Annotated in this window: 22 protein-coding genes; 8 read left to right on the forward strand and 14 right to left on the reverse strand. The window is 73.6% G+C overall.

Features of this window, described 5'->3' with window-relative positions; translation table 11 throughout:
• The first annotated feature begins 332 nt into the window (after window positions 1-332).
• Window positions 333-959 (forward strand): PAS domain-containing protein, encoded by a 627-nt coding sequence (locus Q8W71_RS16535; RefSeq protein ID WP_305526488.1) that lies wholly within the window; start codon window positions 333-335, stop codon window positions 957-959.
• 142 nt (window positions 960-1101) lie between these two features.
• On the opposite strand, the gene Q8W71_RS16540 is transcribed toward Q8W71_RS16535, so the two are convergent.
• The 3 genes from Q8W71_RS16540 to modC form a co-directional block, all read right to left on the reverse strand.
• Window positions 1102-1233 (reverse strand): hypothetical protein, encoded by a 132-nt coding sequence (locus Q8W71_RS16540; RefSeq protein WP_305526489.1) that lies wholly within the window; start codon window positions 1231-1233, stop codon window positions 1102-1104.
• 556 nt (window positions 1234-1789) lie between these two features.
• Window positions 1790-2257: a TadE/TadG family type IV pilus assembly protein gene (locus Q8W71_RS16545; RefSeq protein ID WP_305526490.1), complete on the reverse strand. Its 468-nt coding sequence runs from the start codon at window positions 2255-2257 to the stop codon at window positions 1790-1792.
• Window positions 2258-2360: 103 nt separating this feature from the next.
• On the reverse strand, window positions 2361-3461 hold the full coding sequence (gene modC, locus Q8W71_RS16550) for a molybdenum ABC transporter ATP-binding protein (protein WP_305526491.1): 1101 nt from the start codon (window positions 3459-3461) through the stop codon (window positions 2361-2363).
• Between the two features lie 71 nt (window positions 3462-3532).
• Between modC and Q8W71_RS16555 the strand changes: the two genes are divergently transcribed.
• Window positions 3533-4189 carry a glutathione S-transferase gene (locus Q8W71_RS16555; RefSeq protein WP_305526492.1) on the forward strand — a complete coding sequence of 219 codons (657 nt, stop codon included), beginning with the start codon at window positions 3533-3535 and terminating at the stop codon, window positions 4187-4189.
• Window positions 4190-4194: 5 nt separating this feature from the next.
• Here Q8W71_RS16555 and modB read toward each other — a convergent pair whose 3' ends face one another.
• The 3 genes from modB to Q8W71_RS16570 form a co-directional block, all read right to left on the reverse strand.
• Window positions 4195-4887, reverse strand: coding sequence for a molybdate ABC transporter permease subunit (modB, locus tag Q8W71_RS16560; RefSeq protein WP_305526493.1), 693 nt, complete (start codon window positions 4885-4887; stop codon window positions 4195-4197).
• A 7-nt stretch (window positions 4888-4894) separates the two neighbouring features.
• Window positions 4895-5698: a molybdate ABC transporter substrate-binding protein gene (gene modA, locus Q8W71_RS16565; RefSeq protein WP_305526494.1), complete on the reverse strand. Its 804-nt coding sequence runs from the start codon at window positions 5696-5698 to the stop codon at window positions 4895-4897.
• Between the two features lie 112 nt (window positions 5699-5810).
• Entirely contained in the window at window positions 5811-6038 is a 228-nt protein-coding gene (locus Q8W71_RS16570; protein ID WP_305526495.1) for a hypothetical protein, read from the reverse strand.
• Window positions 6039-6286: 248 nt separating this feature from the next.
• On the opposite strand from Q8W71_RS16570, the gene Q8W71_RS16575 reads away from it, so the two are divergent.
• The 5 genes from Q8W71_RS16575 (at window position 6287) to Q8W71_RS16595 (ending at window position 12618) form a co-directional block, all read left to right on the forward strand.
• Complete coding sequence (locus tag Q8W71_RS16575; RefSeq protein WP_305526496.1) at window positions 6287-7204, forward strand: 50S ribosomal protein L11 methyltransferase; 918 nt, start codon at window positions 6287-6289, stop codon at window positions 7202-7204.
• 31 nt (window positions 7205-7235) lie between these two features.
• Window positions 7236-7436, forward strand: a complete 201-nt coding sequence (locus tag Q8W71_RS16580; RefSeq protein ID WP_305526497.1) for a ribosome modulation factor — start codon at window positions 7236-7238, stop codon at window positions 7434-7436.
• 60 nt (window positions 7437-7496) lie between these two features.
• Window positions 7497-9320, forward strand: coding sequence for an aminopeptidase P family protein (locus Q8W71_RS16585; protein ID WP_305526498.1), 1824 nt, complete (start codon window positions 7497-7499; stop codon window positions 9318-9320).
• A 39-nt stretch (window positions 9321-9359) separates the two neighbouring features.
• A complete protein-coding gene (locus tag Q8W71_RS16590; RefSeq protein ID WP_305526499.1) occupies window positions 9360-10334 on the forward strand; it encodes a threonine dehydratase in 975 nt (324 codons plus the stop codon).
• 145 nt (window positions 10335-10479) lie between these two features.
• Window positions 10480-12618, forward strand: a complete 2139-nt coding sequence (locus Q8W71_RS16595) for a protein-disulfide reductase DsbD family protein (RefSeq protein WP_305526500.1) — start codon at window positions 10480-10482, stop codon at window positions 12616-12618.
• Window positions 12619-12731: 113 nt separating this feature from the next.
• Here Q8W71_RS16595 and phoB read toward each other — a convergent pair whose 3' ends face one another.
• From phoB to pstS, 6 genes are all read right to left on the reverse strand, one after another.
• Complete coding sequence (gene phoB, locus Q8W71_RS16600; RefSeq protein WP_305526501.1) at window positions 12732-13427, reverse strand: phosphate regulon transcriptional regulator PhoB; 696 nt, start codon at window positions 13425-13427, stop codon at window positions 12732-12734.
• 26 nt (window positions 13428-13453) lie between these two features.
• Window positions 13454-14167, reverse strand: coding sequence for a phosphate signaling complex protein PhoU (phoU, locus tag Q8W71_RS16605; RefSeq protein ID WP_305526502.1), 714 nt, complete (start codon window positions 14165-14167; stop codon window positions 13454-13456).
• A gap of 32 nt (window positions 14168-14199) precedes the next feature.
• On the reverse strand, window positions 14200-15015 hold the full coding sequence (gene pstB, locus Q8W71_RS16610; RefSeq protein WP_305526503.1) for a phosphate ABC transporter ATP-binding protein PstB: 816 nt from the start codon (window positions 15013-15015) through the stop codon (window positions 14200-14202).
• 31 nt (window positions 15016-15046) lie between these two features.
• Complete coding sequence (gene pstA, locus Q8W71_RS16615; RefSeq protein ID WP_305526504.1) at window positions 15047-15925, reverse strand: phosphate ABC transporter permease PstA; 879 nt, start codon at window positions 15923-15925, stop codon at window positions 15047-15049.
• Between the two features lie 14 nt (window positions 15926-15939).
• Complete coding sequence (gene pstC / locus Q8W71_RS16620) at window positions 15940-16914, reverse strand: phosphate ABC transporter permease subunit PstC (protein WP_305526505.1); 975 nt, start codon at window positions 16912-16914, stop codon at window positions 15940-15942.
• Between the two features lie 88 nt (window positions 16915-17002).
• The gene (pstS, locus tag Q8W71_RS16625; RefSeq protein ID WP_305526506.1) at window positions 17003-18043 is read right to left on the reverse strand and encodes a phosphate ABC transporter substrate-binding protein PstS; all 1041 of its coding nucleotides are present in this window, start codon (window positions 18041-18043) and stop codon (window positions 17003-17005) included.
• Between the two features lie 252 nt (window positions 18044-18295).
• On the opposite strand from pstS, the gene Q8W71_RS16630 reads away from it, so the two are divergent.
• Entirely contained in the window at window positions 18296-18571 is a 276-nt protein-coding gene (locus tag Q8W71_RS16630) for a hypothetical protein (RefSeq protein WP_305526507.1), read from the forward strand.
• Between the two features lie 41 nt (window positions 18572-18612).
• Here Q8W71_RS16630 and Q8W71_RS16635 read toward each other — a convergent pair whose 3' ends face one another.
• Entirely contained in the window at window positions 18613-18810 is a 198-nt protein-coding gene (locus Q8W71_RS16635) for a hypothetical protein (protein WP_305526508.1), read from the reverse strand.
• A 118-nt stretch (window positions 18811-18928) separates the two neighbouring features.
• Window positions 18929-20602, reverse strand: coding sequence for a DNA repair protein RecN (recN, locus tag Q8W71_RS16640; RefSeq protein ID WP_305526509.1), 1674 nt, complete (start codon window positions 20600-20602; stop codon window positions 18929-18931).
• Window positions 20603-20722: the final 120 nt, after the last annotated feature.

Below are 20722 nucleotides of genomic sequence, written 5' to 3' on the forward strand. Positions count from 1 at the left end.
CGGGAATCGCGCGCGGCCCTGATCCTGCTCGCGCTCTCGGTGGCCTCGGTGCTGATCTTCGGTGCCCTCACCCTGCTGACGCAGCTCGGCTGAACCGCCCGGCCGCGCCGGAATGCGCGGTGCTCGGCCATCCAAATTGCAACCTGCGCGGGTTGTGATGGGCTCGCCCGACAGATCGGAAGGCGGGTTTGAGCCCGAAAATGCCTGCCGGATCGGTAGAATGCACCCGAGAAGTGCCGGGGCGACCGGTTGAGTTAACCACTCATTAATTCCATTTTTGGTTGTATGTCTGCGAAAGGCGCGCAGGGGCGCACCGTTCTCGGAGATCGCCCATGCACGTCGATGCGATCAAGCGACCGCGCAACCAGCCGGTCGACCTCACCGCGGCGCTGGACGCGTCCGGCGTGGTCGGTGCGTGGTCGTGGTCGTCGAGCCCGGACCGCTGCATCCTCGACGCCGGGGCGGCGGCGGTGCTGGCGGGGGACCCGGGCCTCGCCGGGCGGCCGGTGTCCCTGGAGACCGCCAAGGCCCGCGTCCATCCCGACGACCGCCCCGCCCTGTTCCGGCATTTCCGCGCCCTGAGCGAGCACGGCGGCCTGCTCGTGGCCGAGTACCGCACCCTCTCGCCGACCGGCGAGATCCGCCGGATCCTCGACCGCGGCCGGGTCTCCCGCGGCGCCCGTCGGCGCGAGGGGCACGGCATCATCATCGACATCACCGAGGCCGCGCCGCGCGACGCGGCACCCGCCCGTACCCTGGCCCAGAACCTCGCCGATCCGGGCGACGCGCTGGCCGCCGCCGTCGATCACGCCCTCGAATGCCGCGATGCCCTGGAGCGGATCGAGGATTCGGAGCTGCGCCTGCTGATCGACATGCTACTGCTGCGGCTCGGCCAGAAGGCCGCCCGGCTCTCGGCGGGTGGGCTGACCCCCGGCCTCGGGGCGCGCCGCGACCATTGACGGCGCGACCCGCCACACCGCACCCGTGGATGCCGGGCCACCGCGCCGGACCGGGATGACGCGTCGGGCGGCTTGCACGGCTCTTCGCCCCCGGAGGCCCGTTCCGAAGGCTCGGGTCCGTGCCGGGGTGGGCGCCGGGCTCCTACCAGGTTCTGATGTCCGACGACGGCGCGACCCTGCGCGGTTCGGGCGCGTCGCTCATCCCGCCGGCGACGATGAGGGCCCAGGTCGAGGCGACGAGGGCGGTCAGCAATCCGGCCGCGAGGCTGAGCACAATCGGAATCATACGCTTGCGATCTCGACGATGAACACGGCCGACACGTCGGATCTCGCGACACCGATGGGCTGGACGATCTGTTCGAGCCCCACGGGCCGAGCCGGTTGTAGACCGGAGATTGCGCTCCCGGCTTAACGTGAGATGGTATGACAGATTGCGCGCGTAGAATGTGTCTAAACAGCAACAGTTCGACCCGTAGACACTGGAGCTTCCTCGGCATCGACTCGGAGGGTCGCCGGTGACAGAGGTCACATCAATTTGTTTGCTGCATATTTTCGCACTTTCTCCGTCAATGGTCGAGAAATTAGAATAAAAAACGGATAAATCGACGTTTTTCTGATGAAAATACACCTGCCGTGCGGCGATCCGACAAGATCACGTACCGGCACGGCTCGGCTGCTCGGTTCTAACCGTTGGCGCGTGCCGCGGTAGTGGAGACGATGTCCATCACCGGCAATGGCGGCCCCGCGAGCCCGCGCCCCGGCGTCAGCGCCACCTCGCGCCCGTGCCAACGCCCGCACAGACCGGCACCGGCGGCCGGGCGGGTGCCCGGTCACAAACCGCCCCGGCGGACGCTGACGGTGCTGCGCATCAGGTCGGGCACCAGCGGCAGCAGGCGGGAGAAGGCGTTGAGCCCGAGGGTCGTCGCGTCGAGCCGCACGGTGACGGTGTAGACGTCGGCGTCGGTGGGATCGGACCCGACCTCGACGTCGACGCTGCCGGGGCGGAACATGGCGCCGGCGGTGAGGCTGCGGTTGACCGTGTTGCGGGCGAGGGTGGCTCGCTCCGTGTCGGTCACACCGGCGATCGAGGCCCGCGCGGCCTCCGCCGCGATCAGCCGCAGGTTGTGGGCCGCGCCGAGGCAGATGCCGAAGACGGTCACGCCCGCGAACAGCGCGAGCAGCAGCGGCATGATCAGCGCGAACTCGACCGCCGCCCCGCCGCGTCGGCACGACAGGATGCGTCGCGCGCGGTGCTTCGGCCGGGCGTGAGCGCAGCGGAGCCGTGAACGCCTTCCCATCCGCTTCGTCCTCCGGACCGCACCACGCAGCGGCACAACCGAAGGTGGAGGACGAATCCTAATTTACGGTTGTGTTTCTGTCCCAGGTTGTATCCGGCGATCGTCAGATCTCGACGCCCGGCTGCGCCGTGCCGAAGCCGGCGGGATCGAAGGCGGCGCTCTTGATCACCGCCAGCACCGGCCGGCCGGGCTCCAGGGCGAGGTCGCGGACCGCCGCCGCGGTCAGCCGCGCGACGAGCGTCGCCCCGCCGCACTCGATCGTCACCATCACCCCCGCGTCGGACGGCGCCAGCGACCGGACCCGTCCCGGCAGGACGTTGCGGGCCGAGAGGCCCCGCGGCGCCTCGGTCGCCACCAGCACGTCGCGGGCGGGCACCCGCACGCGGACCCGGGCCCCCGGCGGCCGGGCGAGTCCCGGCACCAGCAGCCCCCCGGCCGGGCCCGCGAGGCGGGTGAGCCCGGTCTCGGTGTCGGGCCCCTCCACGGTCATGTCGAGCAGGGCGCCGGCCTCCTCCCGCACCGGCACGAGGTCGGCCCGGCGCAGGATCTCCCCGGCCGGCCCCGCGGCGGCGACCCGGCCGGCGTCGAGGACCACGATTGTGGCGGCGAGCCGCGCCACCTCCGCCACCGCGTGGCTGACATAGACGATCGGCACCCCGGCCGCGTCGCGCAGGCGCTCGATGTAGGGGAGGATCTCGGCCTTGCGGGCCTCGTCGAGGGCGGCCAGCGGCTCGTCCATCAGCAGGAGCCGCGGCCGCGCCAGCAGCGCCCGGCCGATCGCCACCCGCTGCCGCTCGCCCCCCGACAGCCCGGCGGGCTGCCGGTCGAGGAGCGGGCCGATGCCCAGCATTTCCGTCACCGCGGCGAATTCGGCCAGATCCGGCCGGAGCCGGGCCATCCACCGGCCGTAGCCCAGGTTCTTCCGGACGCTGAGGTGCGGGAACAGGCGCGCGTCCTGGAACACCACGCCGATCCGGCGGCGGTGCGGCGGCAGGAAGACCCGCGCCGCCGTGTCGACGAGGACCGTGCCGCCGGCCGCGATCCGCCCCCGGTCGGGCCGGGCGAGGCCGGCGATCAGGTCGATCAGGGTGGTCTTGCCGGAGCCCGATCGGCCGAACAGGGCGGTGAGCCCCGGCCCCGCGTCGAAGGCCGCCTCCAGCGCGAAGGCGCCGCGCCGCAGGGTCACGTCGACGGAGATAGTCACTAGCGCCCCGTCGCGGAGCGTCGGCACGGCTCGGGCCCCTGCGCGTTGCCCACGGCCACGGAGACCCCGCGATGATCGTCGTCCACCACCTGGAGAACAGCCGCTCGCAGCGCGTGCTCTGGCTCCTGGAGGAACTCGGCCTCGCCTACGAGGTCCGGCGCTACGCCCGCGACCCGAAGACCCTGCGGGCGCCCAAGGCGCTCCAGGCGGTGCACCCCCTCGGCAAGGCGCCGGTGATCGCGGACGACGGCGCGGTCGTCGCCGAGACCGGGGCGATCGTCGAGCACCTGACGACCCGGGCCGGTGGCGCCCTGGTGCCGGCGGCGGGCACGCTCGAGCGCTCCCGCTACACGCATTGGCTGCACCATGCCGAGGGCTCGGCGATGCCGCCGCTCGTGCTCAAGCTGGTCTTCTCCCGCCTCGCCCCCGGCAGCCCGTGGCCCCTGCGCCCACTGGTGGCCGGCATCGCGCGAACCGTCCAGGACAGGTTCGTCGATCCCGAACTGACCCGGAACGCCGCCTACTGGGAGGCGGAACTCGCCGCCCGCCCGTGGTTCTGCGGCGCCGACTTCACCGCCGCCGACGTGATGATGAGCTTTCCCGTCGAGGCCTTCGCCGCCCGCGGCACCGGCGCGGGGCCGCGCCTGCGGGACTGGCTGGCGCGGATCCACGCCCGTCCTGGCTACGGGCGGGCGCTCGCCCGGGGCGGTCCCTACGCCTACGCGTGAGCGCATCACCCCGCCTCCAGCCGCCGCCCGGCCCGGCTCGCCAGGAACTCCGAGACGAGCAGCGCCGTCACCGACAGGGCGACCGAGATCAGGGTGAGGCGTAGCGCCGGCCCCTCGCCGCCGGGGACCTGCGTCAGGGTGTAGATCGCCGAGGGCAGGGTCTGGGTCTCGCCGGGGATGTTCGAGACGAAGGTGATGGTGGCGCCGAACTCGCCCATCGCCTTGGCGAAGGCCAGCACCGCCCCGGCGATGCAGCCGGGCAGGCTGAGCGGCAGCGTCACGGTGAGGAAGGTCGCCAGCGGCCCGGCGCCGAGCGTGCCCGCCGCCTGCTCCAGCCGCCGGTCCACCGCCTCGATCGACAGGCGCATCGCCCGCACCATCAGCGGGAAGCCCATCACCGCGCAGGCGAGCGCCGCCCCGGTCCAGCGGAAGGCGAACACGATCCCGAGCTCGGCGAGCGGGGCCCCCAGGAATCCGCGCCGGCCGAAGGCGATCAGCAGCAGGTAGCCGGTGACCACCGGCGGCAGGATCAGCGGCAGGTGCACCAGCCCGTCGAGGAGCGCCCGGCCGGGGAAGCGGCGCCGCGCCAGCAGCCACGCCACCGCCAGCCCCGGCAGCAGGCTCGCGAGCGTCGCGACCGCCGCCACCCGCAGGCTCAGGGCGACGGCGGTCCACTCCTCCGGGGTGAGGCCGGACAAGGGGCCGCTACTGGCTCGCCCGCGGGCCGTCGATCACCGTGAAGCCCTGCCGCTCGAAGAACGGCTTCGCGGCGGGGCTGCGCAGGTAGCCGAGCAGCGCCGCGGCGTCGGGGTTCTTGCCCGCCTTCGTCTGCGCCGCCGGGTAGACGATCGGCGGGTGGCTGTCGGCGGGAAACGTCGCCACCACCCGCACGCTCGGATCGGCGGCGGCGTCGGTGGCGTAGACGATCCCGAGCGGCGCCTCGCCGCGGGCGACGAGCAGCAGGGCGGCGCGCACGTTCTCGGCCTGCGCCACCTGCCCCTTCACCGCATCCCAGCCGCCGAGCGCCTCCAGCGCCGCCTTGCCGTACTTGCCCGCCGGCACCGCGTCGGTGTTGGCCATGGCGATCTTGCCTCCGCCGAGCAGCTTGGCCAGCCTGCTGCCGAGGTCCGGTGCCAGCGCGAATTGCGGGTCCGCGTTTCCCGTCCCGGCGGCGGGGGCGATCAGCACCAGGGCGTTGCGCAGGAAGTCGAAGCGGCTGCCGGGCTTCAGGCTCCCGCCTTTCTCGGCATAATCCATCCAGGCCTGGTCGGCGGAGATGAACACCTCGGCCGGCGCCCCCGCCTCGATCTGCTTGGCCAGCGCGTTCGAGCCCGCGTAGGAGATCCGCGCGGTCTTGCCCGTCTCCTTCGTCCAGGAGGCCGTGGCGTCGTCCAGGGCGTTCTTCAGGCTCGCGGCCGCGAACACGAGCACCGGCTCGGCGGCCCGAGCCGGGGCGGCTGCCAGGACGGCCAGCGCCGCCGCCACCAGGATTCTCCGCGAGACGCGCATCCGAACTCCCCCGCGGCCGCGTTATATCCGGCCGGCTACGACGCCGATCATAGGCGCAGGTCCCCGCCGGGCAAGGGGCACGGATCAGGCGCTCGGATCGGGGGCGCTTCGGCTACCGTTCGGGCGCGGGGGACTTCTGGACGGTGCGCGCGGACTCGGCCCGGTGCAGGCGGCTCAGCAGCACCAGCAGGCGGCCCGGCAGCGGCCCGTCCGGCATCGCGCCGCCGAACGGATGCTCCGGCCGGCGGCTCGCGACCTCATTGAGGACGACCGGACCGTGCCGACGGTGCGGCCGCTTGAACGTGGGGCCGCCGGGGGTGGAATGCCTGGACCGAGACACGCCTGTACGCACCTTGTGAAGAACGCGCTTCGCGGGCGAAGCACGCGGGAACGCCGAGCCCGACCCGCGGGTTCCGGCCATACTGGTTAACGCGCGGGCACGGTGCCGCATTCCTGCGCAATGCGAGGCGCGCGTCGCGGCCGTCCCGCGGGACGGACCCGCTCTCCCGCCAGCCCGCGGCGCGTTCGGTGCCCCGCCCCGCGGCGAACCGGCTTCCCCTTCGCCGGGCGGCACTCTAGAGCCGGACCATGCTCGAAGGCCTGCCGCCCCACCGCCCGACCCACATCCTGCGCCTGACCACCGACGAGGCCTCGGCGCGGGCGATGACCGACCTGCTCGGGGAGATGTTCGACCCCACCGAGACGGCGGTGGCCGCGTTCGAGGACGCGGACGGGCGCACGTGGCGGCTCGAGGCCTACTTCGCCGACGCGCCGGACGAAGCCTTCGTCCGCAACCTGATCCGCCCGGTGATCGGCGCGGAGGCCGACGCGGCCGAGTTCCGCACGATCGAGCAGCAGGACTGGGTCCGCGCCTCCCTCGAAGGGCTGAAGCCGGTGCGCGCCGGCCGCTTCGTGATCCACGGGTCCCACGACCGGGCGGCGGTGCGCGCGAACGACCTCGCCATCGAGATCGAGGCGGCGCTGGCCTTCGGCACCGGCCACCACGGTACGACGCTCGGCTGCCTGCGGGCGCTGGTCGGCGAGCTGAAGCGCGGCCGGCCCGCGAGGGTGCTCGATGTCGGCACCGGCACCGGCATTCTCGCCTTCGCCGCGGCGAAAGCCCTGCGCGCGCCGGTGATCGCGGGCGACCTCGACCGGGAGGCGGTGCGCACCGCCCGCGAGAACGCCCGTGCCAACGGGCTCGCACCGTATCTCAAGCTCTACGAGGGGCCGGGGGTGCGCCACGCGATGGCGGCCCGCCCGCGCCGGTTCGACCTCGTCTTCGCCAACATCCTCGCCAAGCCCCTGCGGCTGCTGGCACCCAGCCTGTCCGGCGTGGTCGCGGGCGGGGGCGTGCTGGTGCTGTCGGGGCTGATCGCCCGCGACGTGCCGGGGGTGCTGTCCGCCTACCGCCACCAGGGCTTCGCCCTCGTGCGGCGAGGGACGATCGAGGGCTGGGTCCACCTCGTCCTGCGCCGCGGGGGCGCGGCGGCGCGGCCGCGCTGAAACCGGCGGGCGAATCCCGCATTCTCCCGCCATGAGCGAGACGCGCGACGAGCCCCGGGCCGACCGGACCTCCACCGACCCGATCGCCGAGGGCGCCCGGGCCCGGGCACAGGGCCGCCCGAAGGATGCCTGCCCGTATCCGGCGGACTCGCCCGAGCGCGCCGCGTGGCTGGAGGCCTACGACGGCACCCCGGCCGGCCGGGCCCCCGACCTGCCGATGGAGGGCGGCTGAGGCGGGGCTGCATCGTCGCTGCGGTTGCCGCCGCCCGTCCCGCGACGATAGGCTCGGGCCATGACCGAGCCCCGCACCCGCTTCCAGAGCTTCGACGACCCGAGCCATCGCAAGGGGCCGGAACGGATCGCGGCCCTGCGCGCGGGCTTGCGCGAGGCCGGCCTCGACGGCTTCGTCGTGCCGCGGGCCGACGAGCACCAGTCGGAATACGTGCCGGCCGACGCCGAGCGGCTGGCCTGGCTCACCGGCTTCACCGGCTCGGCCGGCACCGCAATCGTGCTGGCGGACTCCGCCGCGCTGATCGTCGACGGTCGCTACATCCTCCAGGCGCCGGAGCAGGTCGAGACCGGGATCGTCGCCGTCGTGCCGCTGGCCGAGACGAGCCCGGAGGCCTGGATCACCGCCCACTTGAAGCGCGACGGCGTCCTCGGCTACGACCCGTGGCTGCACACCTCGGACGGGGTCGCCCGCCTGGAGCGGGCCGCGGCCAAGGCCGGCGGATCCTTGCGCGCCGTGCCGAACGCGGTGGACGCCTGCTGGGCCGGCCGGCCCAAGCCGCCCGCCGGCCCGGTCGTCGTCCAGCCCGACGCGCTGGCGGGCGAGGCGGCGGCGGACAAGCTGGCGCGGGTGCGCGCGGCGCTGGCCGAGGGCGGCTGCGACGCCCTGGTGATCTCCGATCCGCACGCGCTCGCCTGGGCGTTCAACCTGCGCGGTGGCGATGTCGGCCACACCCCCCTGGCGCTCGGCTACGCCGTGCTGCCGCGCGAGGGCCGGGCGCGCCTCTATCTCGTCTCCCCGAACGTCGCGCCCGACCTGCGCGCGGCTCTGGAGCCCGTGGCCGACATCCACCCCCGCGCCGACCTCGACGACGGTCTCGCGGCGCTGACCGGTGCCCGCGTGCGGCTCGACGCGGCGACGGGGGCCGTCGCGCTCAGGGAGCGGATCGAGGCGGCCGGCGGCACCGTCGATGTCGGCAAGGACCCGATCGCGGCGATGAAGGCGGTCAAGAACGCCGCCGAGATCGCCGGGGCGCGCGCCGCCCACCTGCGCGACGGCGCCAGCATGACCCGCTTCCTGGCGTGGCTCGACCGGGCGGCGGCGGGCGGCGGGCTGACCGAGATCGCCGCGGTGGAGGCCCTGGAGGAATTCCGCGCCGCGGGCGGCGACCTGCGGGACGTGTCCTTCCCGACCATCTCGGGCTCCGGGCCCAACGGGGCGATCGTGCACTACCGGGTGACCCGGGGGAGCGACCGCACCGTGCGCGCGGGCGAGCTGTTCCTGATCGATTCCGGCGCCCAGTACCCGGACGGCACCACCGACATCACCCGCACCGTCGCGGTGGGTGCGCCGACCGACGCGATGCGCGACCGCTACACCCGCGTGCTGAAGGGGCACGTCGCCATCGGCCGCGCCGTGTTCCCGCGGGGCACGACGGGGGCGCAGATCGACGCCTTCGCCCGCGCGCCCCTGTGGCAGGCGGGACTCGACTTCGACCACGGCACCGGCCACGGGGTCGGCGCCTTCCTCTCGGTCCACGAGGGGCCGCAGCGCATCGCCAAGACCGGCACGGTGGCGCTGGAGCCGGGCATGATCCTGTCCAACGAGCCCGGCTACTACGCGCCCGGCGCCTACGGCATCCGCATCGAGAACCTCGTGCTGGTGGAGGATCGCGACGTGCCGGGGGGCGAGCGGCCGGTGCTGGGCTTCGAGACCCTGACCCTCGCCCCCTACGACCGCCGCCTGATCGCGTCGGAGTTGCTCGACCCCGGCGAGCGGGCCTGGATCGATGCCTACCACGCCCGCGTGCGCGAGGCGCTGGCGCCCCTGCTCGACCCGGAGGCGCGAGGCTGGCTGGAGCGGGCGACGGCGCCGCTCGGTGCGTGAGGCGGGTGATCCCGTCCCCGACCATCCCGGAAGGATCCGATGGCCGACTTCACTGCGGACGAATTGCAGGCGGCGAGCGCCTTCGTGGCCGCGCGGATGCCGCCGACGCCGCTCCACCTGTGGCCGCAGCTCTCCGGGCCGACGGGGGCGAAGGTCTGGATCAAGCACGAGAACCACGCGCCGACCGGCGCCTTCAAAGTCCGCGGCGGCCTGACGCTGATCGACTGGCTGCGGCGGGAGCGGCCCGCCTGCCGGGGCATCGTCACGGCCACGCGGGGCAACCACGGGCAGAGCCAGGCCCGGGCCGCGACCGCGGCGGGCCTGCGCGCCGTGATCTACGTGCCGCGCGGCAACTCGCCCGAGAAGAATGCCGCCATGCGGGCCTACGGCGCCGACCTGCGCGTGTTCGGCGACGACTTCGACGAGGCCCGGCTCGAAGCCATGCGCGTCGCCGCCGAGGAAGACCTCTTTCCCGTGCCGCCCTTCCACCGCGAGCTGGTGCGCGGCGTCGCCACCTACGCCGTCGAGATGTTCCGGGCCAAGCCCGACCTGCACACGGTCTACGTGCCGATCGGCTGCGGCTCCGGCATCTGCGGCACCATCGCCGCCCGCGACGCGCTGGGCTTGCGCACCCGGGTCGTCGGCGTCGTGGCGGCCGGCGCGCCGGCGGCGCTCCTGTCCGTGCAGGCCGGGACCGTCGTGGAGAGCCCCGCCGCGCGCACCTTCGCCGACGGGATGGCGGTCCGCGTGCCGGTGGCGGAGGCGCTCGCCATCTACGCCCGCGGCGCGGACCGCATCGTGAGCGTGGACGACGACGCGATCGCCGAGGCGATCCGGCTCCTGTTCCGCGCCACGCACAACGCCGCGGAGGGATCCGGCGCGGCCGGGCTGGCGGCCCTCCTGCAGGAGCGGGACGACATGGCCGGCCGCGAGGTCGGGCTCGTCCTCTCGGGGGCCAACATCGACACCGAGCGCCTGCGCGCCGTGCTCGCGGGCGAGACGCCCGAGCCCTGACCGGGGCCGACGGTCGCGCCGCGGGGCCTGCGCGCGCGGGCCCGCCCTGTGCTAAGGCTCGGTGCTCAGGCTCGACCGCCCCACAAACGCCCCCGCGGCGGGCGAGAGACCGCGCCCGCGTCCAGGGGACCGGCCAAGGGACAGCATGATCGCCCGCCTCGCCCTCCTCGTCCTCGCCTGCCTCGCCGGCCCCCTCGCCGCCGGGGCCCAGGGCCTGCGCACGCCGCCGGACCTCGTGCGGGCGAGCCTCGTCGCCGAGCCCGCCGCGGTGGCGGGGGCGCAGCCCTTCACGCTGGCCGTGCACATGCGGCTGAAGGCCGGCTGGCACGTCTACTGGCGCAACCCCGGCGATTCCGGCCTGCCGCCGGAGGTGACCTGGACGATGCCGGCGGGGTTCAGCCCCGGGGCGATCCGCTGGCCGGCGCCCGAGCGCATCCCGATCGCGACGCTCATGAACTACGGCTACGAGGACGCGGTGACGCTCCTCGTCCCCGTCACGCCGCCGCCGAGCCTCGACCCGGCCGAGCCGGTGCGGATCGGCGCCAAGCTCACCTACCTCGTCTGCGAGACCGAGTGCGTGCCGGGCTCGGCCGACCTGAGCCTGACCCTGCCGGTGGGCGAGCCCCGGCCCGACCCCGCCAACGCCGCCCTGTTCGCCCGCGCCCGCGCCGCCCTGCCCGTCCCCCCCGTGTGGCCGATGCGCCTGTCGAGCCAGGGCGACCGCCTGCGCCTCGACTTCGCCGCGCCGGGCCTGAAGCCGGAGGCGATCAAGTCCGCGGCCTTCTTCCCCTACTCCGAGAACGCCATCGACAACGCCGCCGAGCAGGTACTGAGCGTCGATGCCGAGGGCCTGCACCTCATCCTCGCCCGCGACACGACCAGCCCGGCCCCGGGCACGCTGCCCGGCGTGCTGACGGTGGAGGAGGATCTCGGCGGCTCCGTCACCCGCCTCGCCTTCGCCTACGGCGACGAGCCCGCGGCCCCGGCCCCTGCCGTCGCGCCGCAGCCGCCCGCGCCGGTCGCGGCGCCGGCCGAGACGCCGACGCTGCTGGTCGCCGCCGCGCTCGCCTTCCTCGGCGGGCTGATCCTCAACCTGATGCCCTGCGTCTTCCCGGTCCTGTCGATCAAGGTGCTGGGGCTCGTGCGGCACGCGGGGGAGAGCCCGGCCCGGCTGCGCGGCCACGGGCTCGCCTACACCGCGGGTGTGCTCGCGAGCTTCCTGGGGCTCGCCGGCCTGCTGATCGCCCTGAAGGGCGGTGGCGCGGCGGTGGGCTGGGGGTTCCAGCTCCAGTCGCCGATCGTGGTGGCGGGGCTCGCCTACCTGCTGTTCGCGATGGGGCTGAGCCTGTCCGGCGCGGTTGCGTTCGGCGGCCGGCTCGCCGGGATCGGCGACGGGCTCGCCCGCCGCTCCGGCTACGCGGGCTCGTTCTTCACCGGCGTGCTCGCCACGGTGGTCGCCACCCCCTGCACCGCGCCGTTCATGGGCACGGCCGTGGGCTTCGCCCTGACCCAGAGCCCGGGTGTGGCGCTCGCCGTGTTCGCGAGCCTCGGCCTCGGGCTGGCCCTGCCCTTCCTGATCCTCACCCTGTGGCCGGCGGCTTTGCGGGCGCTGCCGCGGCCGGGCGCCTGGATGGAGACCCTGAAGCAGGTGCTCGCCTTCCCGGTCTACGCCACCGTCGCGTGGCTGGTCTGGGTGCTGGCGCAGCAGGTCGATCCGCGCGGGCTGCTGATCGCCCTGTTCGGCCTCGTGGGCGTCGGCTTCGCCGCCTGGGCGTGGGAGCGCGGGCGTGCGGCGGGGGCGTCCGGCCGGGTCGGGCAGGCGGCGGCGCTCGCCGCCCTCCTCGCCGTCGGGGTCGCCGCGTCGGGTTTGCAGACCGGACGCGCCGCCGGACCGGCGCTCGCCGCCGCGGACGGGATCGAGCCGTACACGCAGGCGCGCCTCGACGCGCTGGTCGCCGAGGGGCGGCCGGTCTTCGTGAACCTGACGGCGGCGTGGTGCATCACCTGCGCGGTCAACGAGACCACCTCGCTCTCCACCAAGGCGGTGCGGAATGCCATGCGGGCGCGCGGCGTGACCTACCTCAAGGGCGACTGGACCAACGCGGATCCGGAGATCACCCGCCTGCTGGAGCGCTACGGCCGCAGCGGCGTGCCGCTCTACCTGCTCTACGCGGGCGGAGGAGCGCCGCCGCAGGTGCTGCCGCAGATCCTCACCGAGGGCACCGTGCTCGCCGCCCTCGACGCGGTCGTGCCGGCGCCCAGGAGCGCGGCGCTGTCGCGCTGAAACGGGGTTTCGAAAGGGCTCGCCCTTTCGCGGGGGCGGGGCGGAGCCCCGCGAACAGCCAGGGCTTCGCCCCGGCACCCCACCAGAGGGCACGCCCTCTGGACGCCCCCTGCTCACGCCTCCGCGAGGAACGTCTCGTCGAAGGCGTAGCCCGAGCCGCGCACGGTGCGGATCGGGTCGGTCTGGCGGGGGCCGTTGAGCGCCTTGCGCAGGCGCCCGACATGGACGTCCACCGTGCGCTCGTCGATGTAGACGTCGTGGCCCCAGACCCCGTCGAGGAGCTGCTCGCGGGAGAAGACCCGGCCGGGGCTGAGCATCAGGAATTCGAGCAGGCGGAACTCGGTGGGGCCGAGATGCAGCTCCTCGCCGCCGCGGCGGACGCGGTGGCCGGTGCGGTCGAGCTCGATGTCGCCCGCCGCGAGCCGGTCGGCGACGTGGGCCGGCTTGGCCCGGCGCAGCAGCGCCCGCACCCGGGCGAGCAGTTCCGGCACCGAGAACGGCTTGACGATGTAGTCGTCGGCCCCCGTCCCGAGGCCGCGGACCCGGTCGCCCTCCTCGCCCCGGGCTGTGAGCATGATCACCGGCAGGCGCTCGGTCTCGCGGCGCGCCCGGATGCGGCGGCACAGCTCGATTCCCGACAGGCCGGGCAGCATCCAGTCGAGCAGCACGAGGTCGGGGACGCGCTCGGCCAGCAGGATCTCGGCCTCGTCGCCGCGGGCGGCCGCATCGACGGCGAAGCCCTCGGCCTCCAGGTTGTAGCGCAGGAGCGTCGCCAGCGCCTCCTCGTCCTCGACGATCAGGACACGCATCTCACGCACCCCCGGCGCGGATCATCTCACGCCCCCGGCGCGACGGTCGCGTAGTTCGAGGCGTCGTTCTTCGGCCGGTCGCCGGCCAGGGCCTCGCCGGTGGCGAGATAGTAGATCGTCTCGGCGATGTTGGTGGTGTGGTCGCCGATGCGTTCGACGTTCTTGGCGCAGAACAAGAGGTGCGTGCAGAACGAGATGTTGCGCGGGTCCTCCATCATGTAGGTCAGGAGCTCCCGGAACAGCGAGTTGTACAGGGCGTCGATCTCGTCGTCGCGGGCCCACACGTCCTGGGCGGCGGCGGTGTCGCGGCTGGCGTAGGCGTCGAGCACGTCCTTGAGTTGCGCCTCGGCGAGGTCGCTCATGTGGCGCACGCCGAGCACGATCTTCTGGGCGGCCGATTGGTCCGAAATCGCCACCACGCGCTTGGCGACGTTCTTGGCGAGGTCGCCGATCCGCTCCAGGTCGCCCGAGACGCGGATCGCCGAGATCGTCTCGCGCAGGTCGATCGCCAGGGGCTGGCGGCGGGCGATGAGCAGCACCGCGCGCTCCTCGATCTCGCGCTGGAGCGTGTCGAGGCGCTTGTCGGCGGCGATCACCGCCTGGGCGAGGGCGGCGTCGCGGCGCACCAGCGCCTCGGTGGCCTCGCCGGTCATCTTCTCCGCGACGCCGCCCATCTCGGCGATCGACCGGCGCAGGTTCTCGAGGTCGGTGTCGTAAGAGCTGACGATGTGGCCGGCCATGCTGGACGCTCCCAGGCGGGATCCCGAAAAAATCAGCCGAAGCGGCCGGTGATGTAGTCCTGCGTGCGGCGCTGGGTCGGGTTCATGAACATGCGCTCGGTCGGGCCGAACTCGATCAGTTCGCCGAGATACATGAACGCCGTGAACTGCGAGATGCGCGCCGCCTGCTGCATGTTGTGGGTGACGATGGCGATGGTGAACTCGTCGCGCAACTGCTCGATCAGCTCCTCGATCCGGCCCGTGGAGATCGGGTCCAGCGCCGAGGTCGGCTCGTCGAACAGGATCACCTCCGGGCCCTGGGCCACCGTGCGGGCGATGCACAGGCGCTGCTGCTGGCCGCCCGACAGGCCGGTTCCGGGCTGCTTGAGCTTGTCCTTCACCTCGTCCCACAGGGCCGCCTTGCGCAGGGCTTCCTCCACCCGCCCGTCGAGTTCCGAGCGCGGCAGCCGCTCGTAGAGGCGCAGGCCGAAGGCGACGTTGTCGTAGATCGACATCGGGAACGGCGTCGGCTTCTGGAACACCATGCCGACCCGGGAGCGCAGCTCGTTCAGGTCGACGCTGGAATCGAGGATGTTCTTTCCGTCGAGCAGGATCTGACCCTCCGCCCGCTGCTCGGGGTAGAGGCTGTAGATGCGGTTGAAGCAGCGCAGCAGGGTGGACTTGCCGCAGCCGGACGGGCCGATCAGCGCCGTCACCTGCCGGTCGTGGAAGTCGAGGTCGATGCCCTTCAGGCCGTGGAAGCTGCCGTAGTAGAAGTTCAGGTCCTTCACGGCGATGCGGACGGCCCGGCCGGCCTCGGCCTTGTTGCGGCTCAGCTCGACGGTGGAGATCGCGGAGGCGGCGTTCATCGGGGGTTCCTGGGGATGTCCTCGGGAGGGCTCAGCGCGACCGCTGCGGCTTGATCACCAGGCGGGCGACGATCGACAGCGCCAGGATGGTGGCGGTGATCAGCAGGGCGCCGGCCCACGCGAGGCCCTGCCAGTTCGGGTAGGGCGAGAGGGCGAACTGGTAGATCATCACCGGCAGGTTCGCGACGCCGCCCATCAGGTTGGCCGAGAACCACGAGTTGTTGTTGAGCGCGGTGAACAGCAGCGGCGCGGTCTCGCCGGCGATGCGGGCGAGCGCCAGGATGATGCCGGTGACGATGCCGGCCGAGGCCGCGCGCCACGTCACGCTGGTGATGACGACGGAGGGGGGGGCGCCCAGCGCCGCGCCGGCCTCGCGGAGCTGGCCGGGGACGAGGCGCAGCATGTCCTCGGTGGTGCGCACGATCACCGGCACGGCGATGATGGCGAGCGCCACGCCGCCGGCCCAGCCGGAATAGCTCCCCATCGGCCGCACCATCAGGGTGTAGACGAACAGGCCGATCAGGATCGAGGGCGCCGAGAGCAGGATGTCGTTGAGGAAGCGGATCACGTCGGCGAGCCGGGAGGTGCGGCCGTACTCGGCGAGGTAGGTGCCGGCCATCACGCCGACCGGGGTCGCGACCGCGATGCCGATGGCGGTGAGCACGAGGCTGCCGAGGATCGCGTTGGCGATGCCGCCGCCCTCGGAGCCCGGGCCGGGGGTCGGCTGGGTGAACAGGGCCGGGGTGAAGCCGCGCAGGCCCTGGACGATCAGCATCAGCAGGATCGAGCCGAGCACCACCGCGCCGATGACGGTGGCGAGCGTGCAGCCGATCCGCAGGGTCCGGTCGGCGACCCGCCGGCCGCGGCGGACGCGCCCGGCGAGCGGGGCGAGGGTGGTGGCGGCGTCCATCGGAAGGTCCCGTCTCAGGCGGCCCGCACGCGCCGGGTCAGCAGGCGCGCGATGATCAGGACGATGAAGGTGATGACGAACAGGATGCAGCCGAGCGCCATCAGCGCGTTGAGCTGCATCCCGTCCGCCTCGTTGAACTCGTTGGCGATGCGCGAGGCGATGGTCGAGGACGGGTCGAAGATCGAGGCCGAGAGTCGGTTCGCGTTGCCGATCACGAAGGTCACCGCCATCGTCTCGCCGAGCGCCCGGCCGAGGCCCAGCATGATCGCGCCGATGATCGACACCGCCGCCTGCGGCACCAGCACGTGGCGCACCACCTCCCAAGTGGTGCAGCCGATGCCGTAGGCGCTCTCGCGCAGCACGGTGGGGATCTGGTCGAGCATGTCGCGGGCGATCGAGGCGATGAACGGCACGATCATGATCGCCAGGATGATGCCAGCGGTGAACACGCCGACGCCCGACGGCACCCGGGCGTAGAGGATGGTGCCGATCACCGGCATCCCCTCGACGAGGTTGGAGACCGGGATCTGCACGAAGCGCGCGAACAGCGGCGCGAACACGAACAGGCCCCACATGCCGTAGATGATGCTCGGCACGGCCGCGAGCAGCTCGATGGTCATCGCCACCGGCTTGCGCGCCCAGCCCGGGCAGAGCTGCGTGAGGAAGACGGCGATGCCCAGCGACACCGGCACGCCGATGAGCAGGGCCAGCAGCGCCGAGGCGACCGTGCCGATCACCGCGACCAGCGCGCCGTACTGCTCGGTGCCGATGTTCCAGGCGCTGGAGGTGAGGAAGCCGAACCCGAACTCGCGGAAGGCGGGCCAGCCGCCGTAGATGATCGAGCCGAGGATGCCGGCGAGCACCAGGAGGACGAGCAGGGCGGCGCCGAAGGAGATCGTGCGGAAGGTGGCGTCGAGGCCGCGGCTCGGCCCCTTGCGCGCGGCGGCGCGCGGCTCGGAGAGGGCGATGGACTGCGTCAAGGCGGGCATCCGCGGTTCTCTTCGGTTCGGGCGTCGTAGCGCGGTGCGGCCGGCGGCGCGAGGGAGGGAGCCCGGGACGGGCTCCCTCCCCGCGGGCTCACATGTTGAAGACCGGCTTGCCGTCCTTGCCCTTGATGCCCTTCCACTCGTCGTGGATCAGGCCGACCACGGTGTCGGGCAGCGGCACGTAGTCGAGGTCGGTCGCGAGCTTGTCGCCGTTCTTGTAGGCCCAGTCGAAGAACTTGAGCACGTCCGCCGTCTTGGCGGCGTCGGCCGGGTCCTTGTGGACGAGGATAAAGGTCGCGGCGGTGATCGGCCACGCGTCGTCGCCCGGCTGGTTGGTCAGCGCGATGCCGAAGCCCGGCGCCGCCTTCCAGTCGGCGCTGGCGGCGGCGGCCTGGAACGCCTTGTCGTCGGGCTGCGGGTACTTGCCGGCCTTGTTCTGCAGCAGCGCGTAGGAGAGCTTGTTCTGCTTGGCGTAGGCCGACTCGACGTAGCCGATGCTGTTGGGCACCTGCTTGACGGTGGCGGTGACGCCCTCGTTGCCCTTGCCGCCCTGCCCGACCGGCCACGAGATCGTGGTCGCCGCGCCGTACTCCTTCTTCCAGGGCTCGGAGACCTGGGAGAGGTAGGTCGTGAAGATGTTGGTCGTGCCCGACGCGTCCGAGCGGTAGACCGGGGTGATGTTGGCGTCGGGGAGCTTCAGGCCGTCGTTGAGCTTGGCGATCCGCGGGTCCGACCACTTGGCGATCTTGCCGGCGTAGATGTCGGCCAGGACCTCACCGGTGAGCTTCAGCTTGCCCGGCTCGATCCCGGGGACGTTCACCACCGGCACCACGCCGCCCATCACGGTCGGGAACTGGACGAGGCCGTCCTTGTCGAGCTGCGGGCCCTTCAGCGGCGCGTCGGTGGCGCCGAAATCGACGGTCCTGGCCTGGATCTGCTTGATGCCGCCGCCGGAGCCGATCGACTGGTAGTTGAGGCCGTTGCCCGTCTCCTTCCGGTAGGCCTCGGCCCACTTGGAGTAGACCGGGAACGGGAAGGTGGCGCCGGCGCCGGTGATGTCGGCGGCGAGCGCCGCGGACGCGAGCTGGGTCGCCGCGAGGCCGACGGCGAGCGCGTAAGCGAAGGGTCTCATGGGATCTCCGTTGCCGTCGGGCGGGACGCGCGATCACGCGGAACCGACCGCCCGGTGCCGAGGACCGGGGCGGGCCGCCCGACGCGGCCGCGATTACGACGGCCAGATGACAGGGGGATGACAGGGGCCGCCGCCGTCCCCGGCGGCGCGCGGCCGGCCGGTGGCACGGTTCGCCGCTCTCGCGCGTTCCACCCGGTCCGGTGCTCACGGAGCCGGACCGGAGGCCCGAGCGGGGCCGGCGGAGCGGGAAGGATGGCGGCGGTGGGCGACGAGGGGGCCCAGGATACGGGGCGCGGTGAGGCCCCGGAGCCGGCCCAGGACGCGGCTTGGCTCGCCCTTCACGCCGAGCGCGAGGCGCTGGAGCGGGCGCTGGCCCTCGCCCAGGCGCGCCAGCGCTACGGCCGGGACACGGCGGAGGTGGCGCGGGCCCGGGCCGAGGAGGCCGCCATGCTGGTCGATCTCGACCGGGTGCTCACCCGGATCCGCGCCGCGGAGTATCGGCGGCGGCCCGGCGCCCGGCGCTGGTAGCCCCGACGAGGGGCTCGCCTGCGGCGGGCCGTGCGTCGGGCTCAGGACGCCCGGCGCAGCTCCCGCTCCTTCTGGCGCAGGCGGAGCAGCAATTCGATCTGCGCGTCGGTGATGGGCTGGGTGTCGACGCTGCCCTCGTAGACGCGGCGCAGGGTCAGGCCGAGGTGGCCGGTATCGACCGACCCGCTCAGTGCGGACGCTGGCCTGCGGATGTCGCGCGCGACGGCTGACGGCTTCATGGGCCCCTCCCGGCCTTCAACCGGCACGGGCCTGCCCCCGGATCCGGCAGGGCACAGAATTCTCCAAATTGGTTAACACAGGTTTAATCCGCGGCCCGGCCGCGATCCCGCCGCCGGATCAGGCCTCGGCGCCCTGGAGCAGGCGGGCGGCGGCGGCGCGGGCCTCGTCGGTGACGGTGGCGCCGGCGAGCATCCGGGCGATCTCCTCGCGGCGCGCCTCGACCGGCAGGGTCGCGACCCGGGTGGCGACGCGGCCCGCGCCCTTCACCGGCGCCTTGGCGATCAGGAAATGCGTCCCGGCCCGGGCGGCGACCTGCGGCGCGTGCGTCACCGCCACCACCTGCACGCCGCCCGCGAGCCGCGCCAGCCGCACGCCGATCGCGTCGGCCACGGCGCCGCCGACGCCAGTGTCGATCTCGTCGAAGATCAGCGTCGGAGCCGAGCCCTTGTCGGCCAGCACCACCTTCAGGGCGAGCATGAAGCGCGACAATTCGCCCCCGGAGGCGACCCGCATCATCGGCCCGGGCTTGGTGCCGGGATTGGTCTGCGCCCAGAACTCCACCCGGTCGGATCCGGCCGCGTCCCGCGCGTCCGGGTCGGTGGCGATCTCGGTGAGGAACCGGGCCCGCTCCAGCTTCAGCGGCGGCAGCTCGGCCTGCACGGCGGCGTCCAGGGCCTTGGCCGCCCGGCGCCGGCCGGCGCTGAGCGTCGCGGCGGCCCGGGCGTAGGCGGCCTCGGCCTCGGACAGCCTGCCCTCCAGCGCGGCGAGTTCGGCTTCCCCCGCGTCGATCGCCGCCACGTCGGCGGCGTAGCGCTCGGCCAGGGCGGCGAGAGCGTCGGCCGGCACGTCGTACTTGCGCGAGGCGGCGCGCAGGGCGAACAGCCGCTCCTCCACCCGCTCCAGCTCGCGCGGGTCGAACTCGGCCTCGGCCAGGGCCGCGTCGAGCACGGCGCGGGCCTCGTCGAGCGCCACGAGCGCCGCGTCGAGCGCCCCGACGCAGGGCTCGACCAGGGCCGGGAGCTGGGCCGCGCGCCGCTCCAGCTTGCGCAGGGCGGCCGAGAGGTGCGGGACGCCCGAGTGCGGACCGCCCACCGCCTCCAGCGCCTCGTTCAGCTCCCGGGCGATCTTCTCCGACTGCTGCATCACGGTCCGCCGCTCGGCGAGGCTCGCCTCCTCGCCCGGAAGCGGGGCGAGTTCGCCCAGCTCCTCGACGGCGTGGCGCAGGAAGTCGGCCTCCCGGCGGGCGGCCTCCACCCGGGCGCGGTGCTCGCCGAGCGCGGTCCGCGCCGCGCGCACGGCCTTGGACGCGGCGGCGACCTTCGCCAGGGGGGCCTGGAGCCCGCCGAAGGCGTCGAGGATCGCCCGGTGCGAGGCGGGGTCGGCCAGCGCCCGGTCGTCGTGCTGGCCGTGGATCTCGACCAGGGCGGCGCCGATCGCCCGCAGCACCTGCACGCCCACCGGCTGGTCGTTGACGAAGGCGCGGGTGCGCCCGTCCGCCATCTGCGTCCGGCGCAGGATCAGGTCGCCCTCGGTGTCGATCTCGGACTCGGCGGCGATGGCCCGCGCCGGGTGGTCGAGGGGCACGTCGAACACCGCTGTGACGCCGCCCTGCGCCTCGCCGTGGCGCACGAGCCGGCCGTCGCCGCGCCCGCCGAGCGCGAGGCTGAACGCGTCGAGCAGGATCGACTTGCCCGCGCCCGTCTCGCCCGTGAGGACGCTGAGCCCCTCGCGGAAGTTGAGTTCGAGCTTGTCGATCAGAACGATGTCGCGGATCGCGAGCTGCGCGAGCATGCGGCGTGGGGAGATCCCTGTGAGAGGACCGCAGACATAAGGCCGGGCGCGGCGGGATTCACCCCGAAAATGCGTCGCCCGGGGACGGCCTCCGGCGCGCGCGACGCAAAAGGCCCGGAG

Origin of the sequence: Methylobacterium amylolyticum, from assembly GCF_030700245.1 — a bacterium.
Taxonomy (GTDB): Bacteria; Pseudomonadota; Alphaproteobacteria; order Rhizobiales; family Beijerinckiaceae; genus Methylobacterium.

Bases quoted from the DNA above. Each gene is read 5' to 3' on its own strand.
- Q8W71_RS16575 (WP_305526496.1), top strand. From the start codon at position 6,287: ATGCTCGAAGGCCTGCCGCCCCACCGCCCGACCCACATCCTGCGCCTG.
- phoU (WP_305526502.1), bottom strand. From the start codon at position 14,167: ATGGCCGGCCACATCGTCAGCTCTTACGACACCGACCTCGAGAACCTG.
- pstA (WP_305526504.1), bottom strand. From the start codon at position 15,925: ATGGACGCCGCCACCACCCTCGCCCCGCTCGCCGGGCGCGTCCGCCGC.
- Q8W71_RS16555 (WP_305526492.1), top strand. From the start codon at position 3,533: ATGATCGTCGTCCACCACCTGGAGAACAGCCGCTCGCAGCGCGTGCTC.
- Q8W71_RS16630 (WP_305526507.1), top strand. From the start codon at position 18,296: ATGGCGGCGGTGGGCGACGAGGGGGCCCAGGATACGGGGCGCGGTGAG.
- pstB (WP_305526503.1), bottom strand. From the start codon at position 15,015: ATGAACGCCGCCTCCGCGATCTCCACCGTCGAGCTGAGCCGCAACAAG.
- Q8W71_RS16585 (WP_305526498.1), top strand. From the start codon at position 7,497: ATGACCGAGCCCCGCACCCGCTTCCAGAGCTTCGACGACCCGAGCCAT.
- Q8W71_RS16635 (WP_305526508.1), bottom strand. From the start codon at position 18,810: ATGAAGCCGTCAGCCGTCGCGCGCGACATCCGCAGGCCAGCGTCCGCA.
- Q8W71_RS16535 (WP_305526488.1), top strand. From the start codon at position 333: ATGCACGTCGATGCGATCAAGCGACCGCGCAACCAGCCGGTCGACCTC.
- pstC (WP_305526505.1), bottom strand. From the start codon at position 16,914: ATGCCCGCCTTGACGCAGTCCATCGCCCTCTCCGAGCCGCGCGCCGCC.
- pstS (WP_305526506.1), bottom strand. From the start codon at position 18,043: ATGAGACCCTTCGCTTACGCGCTCGCCGTCGGCCTCGCGGCGACCCAG.
- Q8W71_RS16580 (WP_305526497.1), top strand. From the start codon at position 7,236: ATGAGCGAGACGCGCGACGAGCCCCGGGCCGACCGGACCTCCACCGAC.
- Q8W71_RS16590 (WP_305526499.1), top strand. From the start codon at position 9,360: ATGGCCGACTTCACTGCGGACGAATTGCAGGCGGCGAGCGCCTTCGTG.
- modA (WP_305526494.1), bottom strand. From the start codon at position 5,698: ATGCGCGTCTCGCGGAGAATCCTGGTGGCGGCGGCGCTGGCCGTCCTG.
- phoB (WP_305526501.1), bottom strand. From the start codon at position 13,427: ATGCGTGTCCTGATCGTCGAGGACGAGGAGGCGCTGGCGACGCTCCTG.
- Q8W71_RS16595 (WP_305526500.1), top strand. From the start codon at position 10,480: ATGATCGCCCGCCTCGCCCTCCTCGTCCTCGCCTGCCTCGCCGGCCCC.
- Q8W71_RS16545 (WP_305526490.1), bottom strand. From the start codon at position 2,257: ATGGGAAGGCGTTCACGGCTCCGCTGCGCTCACGCCCGGCCGAAGCAC.
- recN (WP_305526509.1), bottom strand. From the start codon at position 20,602: ATGCTCGCGCAGCTCGCGATCCGCGACATCGTTCTGATCGACAAGCTC.